Here is a 19,996-nt window from a genome sequence, read left to right on the forward strand (position 1 = left end):
AAAAAAGGAATGTTACTCGAACAATTCCTTTTGTTTTTCAGTTAATTTTGGTGATTTAATAACTACAATTGCTTCAGGACCTGTATGAATCGCAATAACATTTGGAAGAGTTTGAATATATGCTTTTTTGCCGTATTTTTCTTCAAAATAAGAAACATAAGTACTTAATTCTTTATTTCCTGAATGTAAAAAGATGCAGTCGTATTGATCGATATTTTGACCTTCAAATTTCTCATCAATTGCACGATAAACAGTTTTGTTAAAAGTTCTTCCCTTACCTTCACGAATTAATTCTCCGTTTTCAAATGCTATCATTGGCACAATTTGTAAAAGTTTAGCAAGAGTGGCGGCAGCAGGATGTAAACGCCCACCTTTAACCAAATAATCGTTGTATTTAGGCATTAAAGTTACTTTTCATGAATCATTTCATTTTTCAATATAGCTAGCTGCTTCTTCAAAAGATTTGCCCCGTGTAATTAAATCTTCAAAAATCTTAATCATAACCGGAATTAATGATGCAATATAAACTGAATGAATAACTCTGATATTCGGATAATCAGAAGCTAAATTAGCTAACATGCTGTATTGACTCGATAAATGAGCTGAAATTGGAAAAACTAAAACATGTTTATACTCATTTGAAAGTTTTTCAAATTCTTGTTCAGCAAAACCAATTGGTGTAGCTGAGGTTTTAGCACTTCCTGAATCAATTGTAAAATGATCGAATAAATTTTCTGAATTAAGATCAATTCCATCTTGAAATTTTTTATCATCAAAATGAATTAAAAGAGGTAAAAAAAATCAACCTTTTTCACGTGCTTCCTCAGCACTTAATCCTGCTGAAGAATCAATTACAATAGCTATATTTTTCATAGTTTTTATTATATTACAAAATATACTATTTGTTATAATTAAAAATATGTTAATAGCTAATAATTTAAATGATTTTTTTAATCAAATAACACTTGTTTTTGTTGATTCTCAAATTAAATCAACAAAACAAATTCAAACAGATAAAGCGATATTTTTTGTTGATGATTTAAACAATGTAGAGTCAATTAATATTCTTGATTCAGCAGCTTTTAAACTTTCAAATGACAAGAAATTTTACTCACTCAATAATGAACAAACAAAGTTGATTTTAGACGCCGCAAATGAACTTAATTTAAATTTAAATTCTGAGCCTAAATTTGTTTATGCAAAAGTTCTAGAAAGAATAGTTCATCCTAAAAGTGAAAAATTATTTGTTTTAAAACTTTTAATTGATCCATTAAATAACACACAAATTCAGGTAGTTACAAATACTCTCGATTCACAAGAAGGTAAAGTTTTAGTAGTTGCTTTACCAGGATCAACAGTTTTTAGTGGATTAAAAATTTTAAAAGGTAAAATGATGGATGTTGAAAGTAACGGAATGTTAACCGGATATCAAACATTAGGAAAAACTGGTGAAGGCTTAATTTTTGGTGATGAAAATCAAATTGGAAAGGAATTTAATTTATAATGAATGTTTTAACAGAATTAAAAAACAGAGGAATTTTAAAACAAATTAGTAACGAAGATAAATTCCTTGACTTACCTAAAAATTCAGCAGTTTATGCCGGTTTTGACCCAACAGCAACTAGCTTACATCTTGGTAACTACATTCAAATTGCTAACTTATTAAGATTTAAACATTATGGATGAAAGGTGTATGCAATTCTTGGTGGAGCAACAGGAATGATTGGAGATCCTTCGTTCAAAGATAGCGAAAGACAGCTCCTTGATCAAAAAACACTTGAAATTAATAAAGCAAAAATTAAATCACAATTAGAATATTTTGGTCTAGAAGTAATTGATAATTACGACTTTTACAAAGATATGAGCTTTTTAGACTTTTTAAGAGAAGCTGGAAAAATGGTAAATATCTCATACATGCTTGCAAAAGATTCAGTTGCTTCTAGAATTGATAAAGGTCTAAGCTTTACAGAATTTAGTTATACCTTAATTCAAGGATGAGATTTTCTAACTCTTTATAAAACTAAGGATGTTTTTGTTCAATTTGGCGGATCTGATCAATGAGGAAACTTAACAACTGGGTTAGACATGATTTCTAAAGTTTATGGAGATTCACATAAAGCGGTTGTATTGACAAGTAATTTACTAACTGATGCAAATGGCCAAAAATTCGGTAAATCAACTGGTGGTGGAAACCTTTGACTCGATAAAAACCAAACCAAACCATACTCAATGTATCAATTTTTAGTAAATCAACCAGATAGTGAACTTGAAAAATTACTCAAACAACTTACTTTCTTATCACTTGCTAAAATTCGTGGAATATTAGATCAACACGAAGCTGCTCCGCAACTTCGAATTGCTCAAAAAACACTCGCTTTCGAAGTTATTAGTCAACTTCACGGCGAAGAAGAAGCTCAAACTTGTGAAAAAATTTCAAACCTCTTATTTAATAAAAATGTGAACTTTCAAGAATATTCATTAAAAGATATCAAGAGAATTGATGGTCAAATTGTGACTCTAAACCTTCAAAGTGGACAAAATTTAGTTGAGCAATTAATTGCAAACAAAATTTTAAAATCTAAACGTGAAGCTCGTGAATTTATTCAAGCTAATTCCTTAAAAGTAAATGGTGAAGCTGTTTCTGAAGATTTTAATTTACATTCAAAATTATTTAATAATCAATATGCAATTTTAAATGTTGGTAAAAAGAATATTTACTGCGTTAAAATCGATTAATTCTTCAATTTAATCCTCATTTTAATGAGGATTTTATTTTTTGATTCAAATTTATTCTATAATTAACGAAAGAGGAAAAAATGAGTAATATTACACAAGATTTAGAAACAGAATTAAAATATCGTCAAAAAGAAATTAAGTGACACTTGCAAAATATCTTTCGAAAATTACAAGAAAGATATGAAAATGGGGATAAAGAAATTAAAAAATATAAATTAGAAGAAGTGGTAATAATTAAAAATGGTAAACAAGTTGTAAAGAGGAATCTTTCAAAAACAGGATACCCTGTTATCAACGGTGGTAAAAAACCTTTGGGTTATTTTGATAAATTTAATAATCAAAACAAAACAACAATTTCATTAAATGGGACCGCTGGGTTTGTAGACTTTCAAGAAGATCAGTTTTGAGCTTCTAGTGATTGCGGAGTGATTTTGAATAATGAGGAAATAGTTCAAAATAAATTTATTTATTATCTCTTAATTAATAAACAAAAATATATTTATAAGAATTTCGTAAATAAAGAATCATTTCCTTCTAAACTTATAAAAAATCAATTTATAAAAGAAGATATATATATCCCTTCAATTGAAGAACAAGAAAAAATTGTTGCCCTTATGGATTGTTTATTTGAGTATTCAGCGGAGCTGTCAGCGGAGCTGTCAGCGGAGCTGTACTATCGTACAATTCAATTTAAATATTATCTTAATTCTCTTTTTGAAAATATTCAAAAAGATCAAAATAATAAAAAATATAAATTAGGAGAAATCATTCAATTAAGAGATGGTAAATTCTTACATTCAAGAGAATTAAAAGATTCTTATCAATATCCTGTAATTGGTGCTGGAAAAAAGATTGTGGGTTACTATAATTCTTTTAATAGAAATAAAAATAATATAACTATATCTGTATATGGAGCAGGAGCAGGTTATGTTTCGTTTTTTCAAGAACCTTTTTGAGCAACAAATGCAGCCAAAACAATAGAAATTGTCTCCGAAAAATACAATAATAAATTTATTTATTATTGACTAATTAGTAAACAAAATTATATTTATCAAAATTTAGTAAATAAAGTAGCAGTACCACCTAAATTGCTTCATAACGAACTTTTACAAGAAGAAATCTCTCTCCCTCCAATTGAAGAGCAAGAACAAATAGTTCGAAAATTAGATCTTTTTATGCAGCTAATTTCACCGAATCTTAAAAATCCAATCGAAAAACTCAAACCTCTTGAAGAAATGAAGCGTGATTTTGTTATTAATTTATTCTAAAAATTAAAAAGTAGTCAAATAAAGACTACTTTTTAATTATTTCTTTTTCTTTTGTGATTCACGAAAAGCAGCAAGTTTTTGATCGATTAAATCAAAATTTAAACTAATTTCTTCTATATCTTTTTGTGATTCTTGAAAAACTTTTTGTTCTTCAACAATTACTTCTTTGCTAAATAAATCTTTTTGATTTAAATAATCTTGTTCTTTATAATGTTTCTTAATTCTAACTTTATAAAGATTATTGACTTTAATTTCAATTAAATTCGGATTAGCTGCTGAAAATGAATATTGCTTGATTGGTTCTAAGAAAGTTTCACCAAGTGTATTTTTAATAAGAAGTTTATCATCTTCTCTGGTTGCATACATATCAGAAACAATAAAATCATCATTATTTGTTTCGTCTTTAAAAATTGGTTTTCCTTTAATGTTTTTAGGAATATTCGGAATTTTCTTAACACGCATTTTCTTTAAATACCCATCATCAGTAATAAAGGTAATTACATCTTCATTTGAAGCCATTGTAAAATTAGATACTGAATCTTTAATTGAAAGATAAATTCCTTTATTTCCCTTTGCTTTTGGACCATAAAGGCCAAGATCACTTTCGAAATACTTGCTTGAAAGACCATTTTTGGTTAGAATTACAACATTTTTCGAACCATCACTTGGACATGCATTCACTAATTGATCACCATTTTCAATATTAATTGCTGTATACACTTTATTAATTCGAGTCACTTGAAAATCTTTAAGAAGAACTTTTTTAAACATTCCATTGCGTGTTCCTAAAACAATATAAAGCGGTGTTTCTCAATTATTAATTTCCATAATTGAGACAATTTCTTCATTTGGATGCATATCGACAAAATCCGTCATATGCATACCAAGTTCTTTTCATTTTGCTTCATTAATTTTATAAATTGGAATAATCGCATAATTTCCAAAACTTGTAAAAATTAAAAAGTTATTAAGAGTATTGGCTTTTTCGTAGTGAATTAAATAGTCATCTTCTTTTAAAACATAATTAGTAAAATCATTTGAATCAGCCACTCTTTGAGAAATTCTCTTAATATATCCTAATCTCGAAATTCCAATATAAATTTCTTCCTCTTTGATTAAATCAGTTTCAGAATAATTTAAACTAAGTTCTTCTTCCACAATTTCAGTTCTTCTTGGTTGAGCTAAATCATTTTTAATTAATTTAAGCTCATTAATTAAATAATTGTTAAATTCACCCTGATCACTTAGTAAAAGACGAATTTTTGCAATTAAATCTTCAAGTTCTCTCAGCTCTTGTAAATAAGCTTCTTTATCGGTTTTGCTAAGTCTATAAAGTCTTAATTCAGCAATTGCACGTGCTTGATTTTCGGTAAAATCAAAAACACTTATCAAATCACGAATAACACCTGCTTTTGATCCTTCGGCCTTACGGATTACCGCAATCACTTCATCCGTAATTTCACTAACTTTAATAAATCCTTGCACAATTTCTAGGCGTAAAAGATTTTTATTTAAATCAAATTCTAAGGTTTTTGTTTTTACATCTTTAACATGTAAAATGTAAGAACTAAGTAGTTCTGATAAATTTAATAATTTAGGAGCATTATTATCAATTACAACATTATTATAAGAATAAGTAATTTGCATTTGAGTTTTTTGGAAAAGAAATGAAAGAATGCTTTGTAAATTCGCTTGTTCATCAAGTGTAATTAAAATATTAATTCCATTACGATCTGATTGATCTTTGACTTCTAGGATTCCATCAATATCTAGATTATTAATAATTAAATCAATTTCATAAACTAATTTTGATTTAACAACTCCATATGGGATTTCGAAGATTTCAATAAACTGATTTTTCCCTTTTGTATAAGTTTTATATTTAGCATAAAGTTTAATTTTTTGTTTTTCACTTCGCCCTGTTTGGAATGCTTCAACAATTCCTTTTGTTCCATAAATAATTCCACCAGTTGGAAAATCTGGCCCTTTGATGTATTTCATCAAAGTGTCTAACGGAGCATTTGGATGCTTAATTTTATGAATTGTAGCATCAATAACCTCGCCAAGATTATGTGGTGGTAAATCAGTTGCCATTCCACTTGCAATTCCCTTTGCACCATTAACTAAAATATTTGGAAAAAGAGACGGTAAAACTGCTGGTTCAATTTCTGAATCATCAAAGTTTGGAACAAAATTCACTGTTCCTTTTTTAATATCTCCAAGTAAATATTGTGCAACTTTAGCCATTTTACTTTCGGTGTAACGCATTGCAGCGGGACCATCATCATCGATTGAACCGATATTTCCGTGCATATCAAGCAATGGAATATTATTTTTTCAAGGCTGAGCCATATAAACCATCGCATCATAAACTGAACTATCTCCATGTGGATGATACTTACCAATAACATCACCAACAACTCTAGCTGACTTTTTATATTGTTTGTCATATTCTAGTCCCAAACCAAACATAGAATACAAAATCCGTCTTTGCACAGGTTTTAATCCATCCCGCACATCTGGTAACGCTCTTTGTTGAATAACATATTTTGAATATCTACTAAAACGATCTGAAATGATCTTATCTAATGATTCATTAATAATTTTATTAATTACATTCTCTTGGTTTTTCATCCCCACTCCTTAATTAGTCTTTTTTTAATTATATTTTAAATTTTATTTTTTTAAATTTTGAAACAAATTACCACCACTATAAACAAGAAAAAAGAATTACATATTTAACTTTTTAATGTAAAATATAGATATTAAAAAACTCTTTTAATACAATTTAAAAACAAAAGTAAAATAACTTTATAATCAAACACTAAACAGAAAAGGATAAAAATGCGTAAAGTAGTAAGATTAAAAAATAAATTACGTGCTGAAAAAAGAGCTAAAAAAGTAGCTAAAGAACAAGCTAGAGATAAAAGAAGAGCAGAAAGAGCAGCAGAGTAATTTTACTTATCAATCAATAATACTTTCACCAATTCTAAAATTGGTGATTTTTTTGTTTTCTATTTTAGTAAAAAGTTAATTTTTGATTATAAAAAGCTATTTTTTTACACTTTTTACTAAAAAAGTATAAAATCTATACTATGAGTATATATAAATTACATACTGATTATGCACCAAGCGGAGATCAGCCAGCGGCAATTCAAAAAATTACTGAAAATATTCGAAACGGAGTGGATGAACAAGTTCTTCGGGGAGTAACTGGAAGTGGTAAAACTTTTACTATTGCCAATGTTATTAAAAACTTCGATCGTCCTGTTATTGTCTTATCACATAATAAAACACTTGCTAGTCAACTTTATAGCGAGTTAAAATCTTTTTTTCCTGAAAATGCTGTTGAATATTTTATTAGTTATTTTGATTATTTCCGACCTGAAGCGTATTTACCTACCACAGATACTTATATTGAAAAAGATTCTAAAACTAATGAACAAATTGAAATTTTGCGTTTAAGTGCTTTAAATTCTTTAACAACTCGTAAAGATGTTATTGTTGTTGCGAGTGTTAGTGCTATTTATGGTGCTTTAAATCCAGAAGTGTATCGAGAATCTTTCTTTCCAATTTTTCAAGGTCAAGAAATTTCAATTAAAGATCTTGGGTATAAATTAATTGAAATTCAGTATGCTCGTAATGATATTGATTTAAAATCTGGAACTTTTAGCGTTAAGGGTGATTTAGTTTGAATTCAACCCGCTGACAAAGAGGATGTCGCATTACGAATTTCCTTTTTTGGAGATCAAATTGATGAGATTGCTTTGGTTGATCCTTTAACCAAAGATGTTCAAAAGAAAGTTAAAATTTACACAATTACACCCGCAACTGAGTATGCAACTGGATTTAATGTTTATGAAGAAATCATTCCTAAAATTTTAAAAGAACTTGATAAAAGAGTTGTCGAGTTAAATAAAGACGGAAAACTTCTTGAAAGTACAAGACTTAATCAAAGAGTTAAAAACGATGTTGATGATATGGCTGAATTTGGGCAATGTAAGGGAATTGAAAATTACTCAATGTACCTTGATAAAAGAGATTTTGGTGAAAGACCTTTCACTATTCTTGATTACTTTCCAAAAGATTCATTAATGTTTATCGATGAATCACACATGTTTATTCCGCAATTAAACGCAATGTATAAAGGTGATCGTTCAAGAAAAGAAGCACTAGTTGATTATGGTTTTCGTCTTCCAAGTGCCTTGGAAAACCGCCCACTAAAATTTGACGAATGAGAAACTGATTTTAAATTTAAAAAAGTTTTTATTTCAGCTACTCCTGGTGATTATGAAATTGATCGCCAAAATGAAATTATTCCTCTCTATGTTCGTCCAACTGGTTTATTAGATCCAGAAATTATTATTAGACCAACTAAAAATCAGGTCGAAGATATTTATAACACCATCATTGAGCAAAGAGCAAAAAATGAACGAACAATTATTTTAACAGTCACTAAAAGAATGGCTGAGGAACTTTCAACTTTTTTAATTGAAAAAGGAATTAAAGCTGCATATATTCACTCTGAACATAATACTTTTGTTAGAAATGAAATTCTAAGAAAACTTAGATTGGGTATTTATGAAGTTGTAGTTGGAATTAACTTATTAAGAGAAGGAATTGACTTACCTGAAGTCTCAAAGGTTTTAGTTCTTGATGCGGACAAAGAAAGTTTCATGCGGAACACACGAAGTTTAATCCAAATTGTCGGAAGAGCCGCTAGAAATGCCAGTGGTCAAGCAATTCTCTATGCAGATAAAATCACTAAAAGTATGCAAGAGTGTATCGAAGACAATCAAATGAAACGTAAGCTCCAAATAGCTTACAATATTAAAAATAAAATCACTCCGCAAACTATTATCAAAGCTATTCCAGAACCAATTCATGGACATGATGTTATGAATGCAGTTGAACTTTTACTAAGTAAAAGTCAAGACGGAAAAAATATTAAAACTAAAACAGATAAAAAATCAAAAGAAGAAGTGATTAAACAAATTAAAGAACAAATGAATCAAGCTGCCAAAGAACTTGATTACGAACGTGCAATTGAACTTAGAGATATACTTTTAGAATTGCAAAATAGTTAGGAGGAGAAAATGCTTTTTTCTTATCAACAAATCAAAAATAATGAAGATGGTGTGTTAGGATATACTCTCGATGTTTATTCAATCCACACAGCTTTTATTAAAATTTTTCAAAAATTCTTAAAGAATAAAGTTGATTTACAACTTTATTCTAAATTAACAACAAATAACTTCGAAACAAATCGTAATTATTCAAAAATATTAAATGAATATGGATATTACTTGTCTTTCTTTATTCAAAATTTAGAATACAATCAAAATGATAAACAAATCAAGCAAACCTTACAAGCACTCAAACAAACAGATCATGAAAATATTAAAAAACGTCAGGAGCTAATTCAAACTATTTTTGGGTTATTTAACCTAAAAGGAAGAGCTAAGGATTTAATCACTTTAACAGAACATTTTGTGTGATTAAATCCAGAAGAACAAGAACAATTAACAAAAATGAGTTTTGATCTAGAACCTGTTAATGGTTGTGATTTACCTCAATAAAGGAGCTTTATGTCAAAAAATACTGACTGACTAACAATTCAAGGAGCAAGAGAAAACAATCTTAAAAATATTTCACTTACTATTCCAAAAAATAAACTTGTAGTTTTTACTGGATTAAGTGGTAGTGGAAAAAGTTCACTTGCTTTTAATACAATTTACGAAGAAGGAAGACGAAGATATGTTGATTCATTAAGTTCTTATGCCAGAATGTTTCTAGGTGGAACTAAAAAACCGGATGTTGATAAAATCGAAGGGCTAAGTCCCGCTATTAGTATTGAACAAAAAACCGTTCACAACAACCCTAGATCAACTGTCGGAACAATCACAGAACTTTATGATTATTTTAGATTACTTTATTCAAGAGTAGGTGCTGCATACTGTCCAAATCATAACATTGAAATTACTTCCCAAACAACTAAGGATATTTTAATGCGTCTTTTTGAGCTTCCTGCAAATACCAAAATTATCATTTATGCTCCTGTAGTTGAAGCTCAAAAAGGAACACACGCTAAGTTGCTTGAAAAACTCAAAAGTGAAGGTTATTTAAGAGCTAAAATTGATGGTGAAATTTATTCAATTGATGAACCAATTGAATTAGATAAAAATATTAAACATAGCATTGATTTAATTATCGATCGAACCACAATCGAAGAAAAAAATACCGAAAGAATAGCAGCTGCAATTGATATTGCTTCTGAAAAAACTAACGGATTAGTTAAAATTGAAAATTTTGACACTAAAGAAATTAACCAATATTCAAAAACCTATTCTTGTATTTATAGAGATTTTAATTTACCTAAAATTGAAACTCGACTATTTTCATTTAATTCACCGCAAGGAATGTGTGAAAACTGTAAAGGTCTTGGGATTGAATATAAAGCCGATATTGATTTAATTATTCCTGAAAAATGACGAACAATCAATGAAGGTGCAATTAAATATTATGAAAATATGATTGGGACACAAAATGTTGAATGACAAGAATTCCAAGCCCTCATTAATTTTTACAATATTGATCTAAATACACCAATTTCAGAACTTACTAAAAAGCAACTTGATATTTTGGCCTGAGGATCTCCGGATAAAATCGATCATGTTATCGTTACAGAAAACAATACATTCAGACGTTCAAAAGAAATTGAAGGAATTGCGGCAAAAATTGAAAGAATGTACTTCCAAACAACTAGTGACCGCAGAAGAGAATATTTTAGTAAATATATGTCATCTGTTGCTTGTCATACCTGTGGTGGTTCTCGTCTAAAAAAAGAAGCTCTTGCCGTTAAAATCGGTGGTTTAAATATTTTTGAATACACCCAAAAATCAATTGGTGAAAGTTTAGAATTTACAAATCAAGTTATGGATAAATTTGATGAAAATCAGAAACAAATTTCAAACTTAATTACCAAGGAGATTTTAGATCGTTTAAGTTTTCTTAAAAATGTCGGTTTAGATTATCTTTCACTTGATCGGACAGCTGAAACATTAAGTGGTGGAGAAGCACAAAGAATTAGGTTAGCTACTCAGATTGGTTCAAACCTCTCAGGAGTGCTTTATGTTCTTGACGAACCTTCAATTGGTCTTCACCAAAAAGACAACGATCGTTTAATTGAAGCTCTTAAAAAGATGGTCGATTTAGGAAATACTTTAATTGTTGTTGAACACGATGAAGACACAATGTATGCAGCTGATTTTATTGTCGATATTGGACCAAAAGCTGGTGTACATGGTGGAGAGGTAGTTGCAGCCGGAACTCTTAATGATATTGCAAGCAATCCTAATTCAATCACTGGTAAATATTTATCTGGTGAATGAACTATACCTGTTCCAAGTGTTCGTCGGGACGGAAATGGTAAGTCAATTAAAATCAAAGGAGCAAAAGAAAATAATCTTAAAAATCTCACCGTTGATATCCCTCTTGGTAAATTAGTAGCGGTAACTGGTGTTTCAGGGAGTGGAAAAAGTACTTTAATTAATGAAATTTTAGTTACAGGAATTCAACAAATGCTTGGTCTAGCAGAAGGATTAAATCACAAACGAGTTAATGTTGAATCAATTCAAGGGCTAAAAGAAATTGATAAAGTTGTCCCTGTTTCACAAAGTCCAATTGGTAAAACCCCAAGAAGTAACCCAGCTACTTACACCGGAGTTTTTGATGAAATTAGAGATATTTTCGCAAATGTTTTAGAAGCTCGTACTAGAGGATACTCAAAAAGCCGTTTTAGTTTTAATGTTGACGGTGGTCGTTGTGAAAAATGTTCCGGTGATGGTTTCTTAAAAATCGAAATGCACTTTTTACCTGATGTTTTTGTTTCTTGTGATCAATGTGATGGTAAAAGATACAATAAAGAAACTTTAGATATTAAATACCACAATAAAGATATTTCTGATGTTTTAAATATGACTGTTGAAGAAGCGATTGACTTTTTCGATTCCAAAAGTAAAATTGTTGAAAAACTTCGCATTTTAAGCGAGGTAGGTCTTGATTATATCCGTCTTGGACAAATGTCAACAACTTTAAGTGGTGGTGAGGCACAAAGAATCAAACTTGCTACTTATTTACAAAAGAAAGCAACAGGAAAAACAATTTATGTTCTTGATGAACCAACCACTGGTTTACACATTCACGATGTTCAAAAATTAATCAAAATTTTAAATAATATTGTCGATAATGGTGATACTGTACTTGTAATTGAACACAACTTAGATGTAATTAAATGTGCTGACTGAATTATTGATTTAGGACCTGATGGTGGTAAAAATGGTGGTCAAGTGGTTGTTCAAGGAACACCAGAACAAATTGTTAATACTCAAAAAGGATATACTGCTCAATATCTGAAAAAAATGCTTCCAAACTAGTTTTTTCTTTGCTTTGTTCTTTTATGAAAAAGATATAATTAAACTAATATAAGAATAAGGAGAGTAATGTCTAGAAGAAGTCATGAAAAAATTAATGTTTCAAAAATCATTAAGTTTTTTGATTTAAATATTATTAATAAAGATAACCCAAATCTTGAATATAACTACATTTCAGAGCCCGCTATTAAAAGAGTGGGTCTTGAACTTAGTGAATTAATTCGTTCAGAACGCCTTTCTTTAAATGTGATTTCTTGAGGAACAAGTGAATCACTTTGATTTGCTCAAATTGGAAAAAAAAGAGCATTACATTCTCTTCGCCATGTTTTTAGTCAAAAACCACCAATTGTCATTCTTTCAAAAGGGGTTAATAAACCTGCATTAGCTTGAATCGTTGAAGTTGCAAATGAATACAATGTTCCAGTTGCCTTAACTTCAACTTCTTCGTCAATTATTTCAACAGTTATTGGTTCTTATTTAAACGATCACTTTGCCGAAGAAATTCAAGTGCATGGTAGCTTAGTTTTAATTGGAGCAACTGGTGTATTAATCACAGGAGCTAGTGGAGTTGGTAAATCAGAAGCAGCTTTAGAATTAATTCAGAAGGGTCACATCTTAATTGCTGATGATGCCGTGTTGATTAAAGATAGTGGAAATTTATTTATTGGTCGCTCACCTCGATTAATTCAAGATTTGCTCGAAGTTAGAGGAATTGGTTTAATTAATGTTAAAGAAACCTATGGAATTACTAAAACTGGTAAATCTTCAATTATTGATTTAGTTGTAGAATTAGTTCAACAAGATAAGCAAAACGAACTCGATCGCTTAGGAACGGAAATTATTAAGTACCCAATTTTTGGTCGTTACATTAGAAAAATTAGAGTTCCAATTAAGCAAGGAGGATCCGCTGCAACCTTGATTGAAGCAGCCGTAAATGCTTACTTATCTTGAAAAGATGGTAAAAATCCAATTGACGATCTTTATAAAAGAAGAAAACAAGAAGAGGAGGAAAATGATGAGTAGTAATCTTGGGCCTTTATATGTTCCTGCTTCAGCTATTAGAGAAGGTGAACCAACTATTTTATTTCAAATTGGTTCATGAAGCATGAATGTTTATTCATTAGCAATTATGCTTGGTTTTATTTGTTCAATTTTATCAATCGTATACTTTTGATACCGTGAAAAATATTCATTTGATATCTTATTAACTTTAATCATTATTACAGTACCATCATCAATTATTGGTGCTAGACTTGCGTTTATTATCGAACAAGCAATTTATGGTGGCACTCTCACAAGGTGATGAGCAATTTGAGAAGGTGGTTTAAGTATTCAAGGTGGAATTATCTTGACAATAATTTTAGATTTACTTTACCTTTACTCAAAACGAAAAGTCGTAGATGTTAGAAAAGCTGCAAGTTTAATTATTCCAACAATTTTAATTGGTCAAGTCGCAGGACGTTGAGGAAACTTTTCAAACCATGAAGTTTACGGTAAAATCGATTGAACAGGTGCTTCTTCATTAATTTTTGGTAAAGCTTTTGCTTCTCAAATGTATATTGCAGATAATTACACAAATGCATTAGGATTAGAAGGGGCATACCGTTATCCATTATTCCTTTACGAAGGAATTGCTAACTTAATTGGTTATTTACTTATCGTTTGAGTGTTCAATTTATTTTGAGTATTCAAACCAGGTGTTACAGCTGGTCTTTACTTAATTTGATACGGAATTGTACGGATCGCAATGGAACCAATGCGTCAAGAAAGTTATCAATTATATTCAAACATCGCTCTATTCTTTGTGATTTTAGGTAGTTTTATTGCAATTTACTATCAATTCTTTGGGGTTGTAAAATACATTAGAACTAAACGTAATTATGAGTATCAAAATCCAGAATTTTATAATGCTCACGTTGATGCAACTTCATTTAAATATTTTTACTTTAAAATTAAAACTTGATTACCAGCTAAAGCTAGAAACTAAAAGCTCTTGTAAACTAGGACAATAAAAATTAACATTCCTTCGAATGTTAATTTTTTATATTTTTAAAGGAGAAAAAATGGGTAAACATTTTACAGAAGAACAAGAAAAAGAAATTTATAATACATTTTTTCAATTAGGCAAAAAGTATGCAATTGAACTTATGTATAAATATGGTGCAAAAGCAAAAGATAAATATGTGAAAGCAAGATTACGAGGAATATTAAAACATTATAATTGTAATATGAATAAAAAACCAAGAAAGCCTGGAAGTGGTAGGTCAAGAAAAGTGAAAGAACAAGATATAAATTGAGACATTTTTACACGAGAAGATTTAATTGAAATTGCAAAAAGATATAGAGAAATTACAAGAGATAAATTTAAAACAGAGAAAGTTCAAGAGGCATCAAATATTAATATGGCTTCGTATAAACTTGCTATTTTGTTGTATCTTTGTAGACAAACAATATCCAAACATAAAAGAAATAATTTTGCTCCTAGAATTAAATCCAGAAAAATAAAGTACCAAGACTTGATTATTGATTCATTTAAACAAAATAGATCTAAATATGGTAGACAAAAATTAAAATATTTTATCTTAAAGCACTATAAAATAGACATAAACGAAAGAACTCTAGGAAGATATATGAATGCCTTAGGTTTATTTTGCAATATCAGAAAAAGAAAAAAATTAAAAGAAGTAAAGAACACATCTGTCATAAAAGAAAACATTGTGAATAGAGATTATAACGATGTATATAACAGAAATATATATGCTACTGATGTAACATATCTCCCAGCGACAAAAGATGCGATAAACAATAATGTTTATCTTTCAGTAGTGATTAAACATAAAACTAAAGAAATAATTAGTTTTTCTCTTTCCAAATTTAATGATTCAAAATTAATTTACAAAACATTTGAAAATGTTGATTTTGAAAAAAGTTTTATACTACATTCAGATCATTGCTCAACTTATACATCTGATGATTTTTCTCGTTTTATTCAAAATAAAGGTGGAATAATTTCACTTTCAAAAGTAGGAAATAGTTTAGATAATAGAGTTGTGGAATATTGATTTTCAAATTTAAAAACTGAATTAATTAGAGATTTAAATATCAAAGCTATGACTTTGAGTGAACTAGAAAAAGTGATATCTAATTATGTTCATTGATACAATAAATTTAGAATTCAATCATGTTTGAATTGAAAAACCCCATACGAATATAGTATGGAGCTATCCAATTTAATAAATTGTTAATTTTTTCTGTCCTAGTTTACTTGCTTTTAGTTTTATTTATATAAAAAATAAAAAGGAGATTTATTAATTTATGCAAAAATGAGATTTAGCAATTATCGGAGGTGGTCCAGCTGGCTTAAATGCTGCTTTATACGCTTCTCGTGCAAATTTAAAAGTAATTTTTATTGAAAAAGGTGCTCCTGGAGGAAAACTTTCAAGCACTAGCAAAATTGAAAACTGAATTGGTACCGAAACAATTGAAGGATGAAAATTAGCAATGCAATTTTTTGAACACTCAAAAAATTATGGTGCAACTTATAAATATGGTGAAGTTGTTAACATCCAAAAAAATGGTGAATATGACTTTGAAACTGAACTTTCTACCGGAGAAAAAATTCTTTCAAAAACCGTTTTAATTGCAACCGGTATGCAAAATAAAGTTCCATGATTTATTAATAACTTAGAAAAATATATGCATGCAGGAATTAGTTTTTGTGCAATTTGTGATGGACCACTTTACAAGGGTTACCCAACACTTGTTTTAGGTGGCGGGAACTCCGCTGTTGAAGAATCTGTTTATCTTTCAAGTGTTGCTAGTGAGCTACACATTGTTATTAAAGATCAAGAATTCACAGCTGAAAGTAAAATTGTTAATGATCTACTTAAATTACCAAACATTCATATTTACCGTGAAAGTCAAATTAGAGAACTTGGTGGAGAGACTCAACTTGAATGAGCAATAATTGTTGATAAAAATGGAAATGAAAAGAAAATTGAAATCGCTTCTTTCTTCCCTTATATCGGAATGGAACCCAAAGCTGAATTTGCACGTAATTTAGGAGTTTTAAATGCAAAAGGTTTAATCGAAACTGACGAAGATATGCAAACAAAAATTCCTGGTGTTTTTGCTGCCGGAGATATTCGTAAAAAAGATATTCGTCAAATTGTTACAGCTGCAAGTGATGGTTCAATTGCTGCTAAGAAAATTACAGATATAATTAATGCATTAAACTAAATATCAAGTTTCAACTTGATATTTTTTATTATTTTCAAAAAGTATGTAATAAATTACATTAATTTTTCTCTTTTTTGGTATATTAAATTACCTTTTTAAAAATTAAAGGTAAAATAAAAGTGATAATCGAGATAAGGACAAAAATGAATAAAAACAACTCAGTTTTATTTGGAATGGAAAATTCCTTAAAATTAGCTCAAAGAGTATCAGAAATCATAGGCTTACCACTTTCAAAAGTTCAAAAAACAGTTTATGCTGACGGTGAAGTTATGATGGTATCAGAACCAACTGTTCGTGATAAAGATGTTTTCATTATCGCATCTACTTCAAGACCTGTTAATGATAATATAGTTGAACTTTTAATCTTTTTAGATTCACTAAAACGTGCAAGTGCCAAAAGTATTAATGTATGTTTAAGCTACTATGGATATGCAAGACAAGATCGAAAAGCTAGCGGAAGACAACCAATTGGTGCTAAATTAGTCGCTGATTTGTTACAAACTGCCGGAGCTACTAAAGTTGTTTGTGTCGACTTACATAATCCATCAATTCAAGGATTTTTCAACATTCCTGTTGATGATCTAAAAGGTCAATACCCACTTGCAAAAGCTCTAAAAAGCTTAAACGAAAAATTTACAGTAGTTTCACCAGACCACGGTGGAACTGTTCGTGCACGTAAACTTGCTGAATTAATTGCTGATACAGTTAAAATTTGTATCATTGACAAAAGAAGAACAGGTGTTAACCAAACAGAAGTTATGGGTCTAATTGGTGATATTGCCGATCAAAACGCAGTAATTGTCGATGATATTATTGATACTGGTGGAACTATTTTAAAAGCAGTTGATACACTCAAAAGTAAAGGTGCTAAAAAGGTTATTGTTGTAGCTACACACGGGATATTTACCAAAGGTTTTGAAATTTTTGAAAATAATCCTAATGTTGAGAAAGTTATCGTTACAGATAGCATTGATAATTATGAACTTGCTAAGAAATTCACTAAATTACAAATTGTTTCACTTGGTGATTTCCTTGCAAAAGTAATTAATGCTTCATTAAGTGGTGGAAGTATTTCTAATGTTTATCTTGAGCTTAAAGAAGAAATACAAAAAATTTAAAAACTCACAAAAAGCAACTAGTTTAAACTAGGACAATAAAAATTAACATTCCTTCGAATGTTAATTTTTTATATTTTTAAAGGAGAAAAAATGGGAAAACATTTTACAGAAGAACAAGAAAAAGAAATTTATAATACATTTTTTCAATTAGGTAAAAAGGATGCGATTGAACTGATGTATAAATATGGTGCAAAAGCAAAAGATAAATATGTGAAAGCGAGATTACGAAGAATATTAAAACATTATAATTTTAATATGAATAAAAAACCAAGAAAGCCTGGAACCGGTAGGTCAAGAAAAGCGAAAGAACAAGATATAAATTGAGACATTTTTACACGAGAAGATTTAATTGAAATTGCAAAAAGATATAGAGAAATTACAAAAGATAAATTTAAAACAGAAAAAGTTCAAGAGGCATCACATATTAATATGGCTTCGTATAAACTTGCTATTTTGTTGTATCTTTGTAGACAAACAATATCCAAACATAAAAGAAATAATTTTGCTCCTAGAATTAAATCCAGAAAAATAAAGTACCAAGACTTGATTATTGATTCATTTAAACAAAATAGATCTAAATATGGTAGACAAAAATTAAAATATTTTATCTTAAAGCACTATAAAATAGACATAAACGAAAGAACTCTGGGAAGATATATGAATGCCTTAGGTTTATTTTGCAATGTCAGAAAAAGAAAAAAACTAAAAGAAGTAAAGAATACATCTGTCATAAAAGAAAACATTGTTAATAGAGATTATAATGATGTATATAACAGAAATATATATGCTACTGATGTAACATATCTTCCAGCGACAAAAGATGCAATAAACAATAATGTTTATCTTTCAGTAGTAATTAAACATAAAACTAAAGAAATAATTAGTTTTTCTCTTTCTAAATTTAATGATTCCAAATTAATTTACAAAACATTTGAAAATGTTGATTTTGAAAAAAGTTTTATATTACATTCAGATCATTGCTCAACTTATACATCTGATGATTTTTCTCGTTTTATTCAAAATAAAGGTGGAATAATTTCACTTTCAAAAGTAGGAAATAGTTTAGATAATAGAGTTGTGGAATATTGATTTTCAAATTTAAAAACTGAATTAATTAGAGATTTAAATATCAAAGCTATGACTTTGAGTGAACTAGAAAAAGTGATATCTAATTATGTTCATTGATACAATAAATTTAGAATTCAATCATGTTTGAATTGAAAAACCCCATACGAATATAGTATGGGGCTATCCAATTTGATAAATTGTTAATTTTTTCTGTCCTAGTTTAGTTTGGTTGCTTTTTATCAATTCTAGGAGTCATATGGAAACTTGAAAATATAAACAAATAGTCCAAAAAATGTGTATTGAAAATAATTGAGATTTCACTTTATTTGAAAAATATGTAAATTTAATTGAAGAAAAAAACAAAGTAATGAATTTAACCGGTTTTAGCGGTGATACATTATGACACGAAGGTATTTTAGAATCTCTTTTAACAATGCAAGAAATCACCAAAGGTCTAGAAAATGGTGAAATTTTAGATATAGGAGCTGGTGTTGGTTTTCCTTCTTTACCTTACGCTTTAACAACAAATAGTAATCACATTACTATTTATGAACCTCTTCAAAAACGAGTTAATTTCTTAAATTTAGTAATCAATGAACTTGGCCTTCAAAATAAAGTTAAAGTCGAAAAAAAGAGAGTGGAAGAAGAAACAAACAAAAATTTATATGACCTAGTAACAGCCCGTGCTGTTAGCAGCGTTAGAAACCTTTTAATGGCAGGATTTCACACAGTTAAATTACACGGAAATATGTCGCTTCTTAAAAGTAAAAACTCTAAGCAGGAAATCGAAGAAGCACAAGAAATTCTCAAATTATTAAATGTAAAATTAGATGATTATTTACTAGAAAATCCCCTTTTACCACGTACAACTGAGATTGTAAAAATCACAAAATTGCGTTCAACTCCGAAACAATTTCCCTTTTCTTGAAAAGAAATTGTGAAAAAAAATAATTAATTTTAATTTATATAATTCTCTAATACTCTAATTTGAAACTTTTCAGCAAAAACCAAAAATTACAAGTTTGGTCTTTGCTTTTTTTTTTTTTTTTTGCAAACAAAAATACTTTTAAAGCTTTGTCATAGGTGTAAAAATCAAAATTTCCACAAATGTCTCAATTTGGAAAAGGCGATTTTA

15 protein-coding genes are annotated in these 19,996 nt (G+C 29.0%); 13 read left to right on the plus strand and 2 right to left on the minus strand.

Annotated features, from left to right (window positions below):
• Nucleotides 1-12: 12 nt before the first annotated feature.
• On the minus strand, nt 13-873 hold the full coding sequence (locus EXC53_RS00175; protein WP_119571971.1) for a DegV family protein: 861 nt from the start codon (nt 871-873) through the stop codon (nt 13-15).
• A gap of 46 nt (nt 874-919) precedes the next feature.
• Here EXC53_RS00175 and tapR point away from each other — a divergent pair, with 46 nt between their 5' ends.
• The 3 genes from tapR to EXC53_RS00190 all read left to right on the plus strand — a co-directional run bounded on the left by tapR (nt 920) and on the right by EXC53_RS00190 (nt 4,004).
• Nucleotides 920-1,504 carry a TyrS-associated PheT N-terminal domain-related protein TapR gene (tapR, locus tag EXC53_RS00180; protein ID WP_119571970.1) on the plus strand — a complete coding sequence of 195 codons (585 nt, stop codon included), beginning with the start codon at nt 920-922 and terminating at the stop codon, nt 1,502-1,504.
• Nucleotides 1,501-2,736, plus strand: a complete 1,236-nt coding sequence (gene tyrS / locus EXC53_RS00185) for a tyrosine--tRNA ligase (RefSeq protein ID WP_182806900.1) — start codon at nt 1,501-1,503, stop codon at nt 2,734-2,736. Before tapR ends, tyrS begins: the two co-directional genes overlap by 4 nt.
• Before the next feature lie 80 nt (nt 2,737-2,816).
• Entirely contained in the window at nt 2,817-4,004 is a 1,188-nt protein-coding gene (locus EXC53_RS00190; protein WP_129724509.1) for a restriction endonuclease subunit S, read from the plus strand.
• Nucleotides 4,005-4,040: 36 nt separating this feature from the next.
• On the opposite strand, the gene EXC53_RS00195 is transcribed toward EXC53_RS00190, so the two are convergent.
• Nucleotides 4,041-6,638: a DNA topoisomerase (ATP-hydrolyzing) gene (locus EXC53_RS00195; protein ID WP_119572136.1), complete on the minus strand. Its 2,598-nt coding sequence runs from the start codon at nt 6,636-6,638 to the stop codon at nt 4,041-4,043.
• Between the two features lie 461 nt (nt 6,639-7,099).
• Between EXC53_RS00195 and uvrB the strand changes: the two genes are divergently transcribed.
• The 10 genes from uvrB (at nt 7,100) to rsmG (ending at nt 19,816) form a co-directional block, all read left to right on the plus strand.
• The gene (uvrB, locus tag EXC53_RS00200; protein WP_119572137.1) at nt 7,100-9,091 is read left to right on the plus strand and encodes an excinuclease ABC subunit UvrB; all 1,992 of its coding nucleotides are present in this window, start codon (nt 7,100-7,102) and stop codon (nt 9,089-9,091) included.
• Nucleotides 9,092-9,100: 9 nt separating this feature from the next.
• Nucleotides 9,101-9,583 carry a hypothetical protein gene (locus EXC53_RS00205; protein WP_119572138.1) on the plus strand — a complete coding sequence of 161 codons (483 nt, stop codon included), beginning with the start codon at nt 9,101-9,103 and terminating at the stop codon, nt 9,581-9,583.
• A 9-nt stretch (nt 9,584-9,592) separates the two neighbouring features.
• Nucleotides 9,593-12,439 (plus strand): excinuclease ABC subunit UvrA, encoded by a 2,847-nt coding sequence (gene uvrA, locus EXC53_RS00210; RefSeq protein ID WP_119572139.1) that lies wholly within the window; start codon nt 9,593-9,595, stop codon nt 12,437-12,439.
• 66 nt (nt 12,440-12,505) lie between these two features.
• The gene (gene hprK, locus EXC53_RS00215; RefSeq protein ID WP_119572140.1) at nt 12,506-13,459 is read left to right on the plus strand and encodes an HPr(Ser) kinase/phosphatase; all 954 of its coding nucleotides are present in this window, start codon (nt 12,506-12,508) and stop codon (nt 13,457-13,459) included.
• On the plus strand, nt 13,452-14,423 hold the full coding sequence (lgt, locus tag EXC53_RS00220; protein ID WP_119572141.1) for a prolipoprotein diacylglyceryl transferase: 972 nt from the start codon (nt 13,452-13,454) through the stop codon (nt 14,421-14,423). Before hprK ends, lgt begins: the two co-directional genes overlap by 8 nt.
• 43 nt (nt 14,424-14,466) lie before the next feature.
• Nucleotides 14,467-15,681 carry an IS3 family transposase gene (locus tag EXC53_RS00225; RefSeq protein WP_129724511.1) on the plus strand — a complete coding sequence of 405 codons (1,215 nt, stop codon included), beginning with the start codon at nt 14,467-14,469 and terminating at the stop codon, nt 15,679-15,681.
• 70 nt (nt 15,682-15,751) lie between these two features.
• A complete protein-coding gene (locus EXC53_RS00230) occupies nt 15,752-16,675 on the plus strand; it encodes an NAD(P)/FAD-dependent oxidoreductase (protein ID WP_119572347.1) in 924 nt (307 codons plus the stop codon).
• Between the two features lie 143 nt (nt 16,676-16,818).
• Nucleotides 16,819-17,793, plus strand: a complete 975-nt coding sequence (locus EXC53_RS00235; protein ID WP_119572346.1) for a ribose-phosphate pyrophosphokinase — start codon at nt 16,819-16,821, stop codon at nt 17,791-17,793.
• Nucleotides 17,794-17,850: 57 nt separating this feature from the next.
• Nucleotides 17,851-19,065, plus strand: a complete 1,215-nt coding sequence (locus EXC53_RS00240; protein WP_129724513.1) for an IS3 family transposase — start codon at nt 17,851-17,853, stop codon at nt 19,063-19,065.
• A gap of 52 nt (nt 19,066-19,117) precedes the next feature.
• Nucleotides 19,118-19,816: a 16S rRNA (guanine(527)-N(7))-methyltransferase RsmG gene (rsmG, locus tag EXC53_RS00245; protein WP_119572146.1), complete on the plus strand. Its 699-nt coding sequence runs from the start codon at nt 19,118-19,120 to the stop codon at nt 19,814-19,816.
• Nucleotides 19,817-19,996: the final 180 nt, after the last annotated feature.

It is taken from the genome of Mycoplasmopsis gallopavonis (assembly GCF_900660635.1).
GTDB lineage: Bacteria > Bacillota_I > Bacilli_A > Mycoplasmatales > Metamycoplasmataceae > Mycoplasmopsis > Mycoplasmopsis gallopavonis.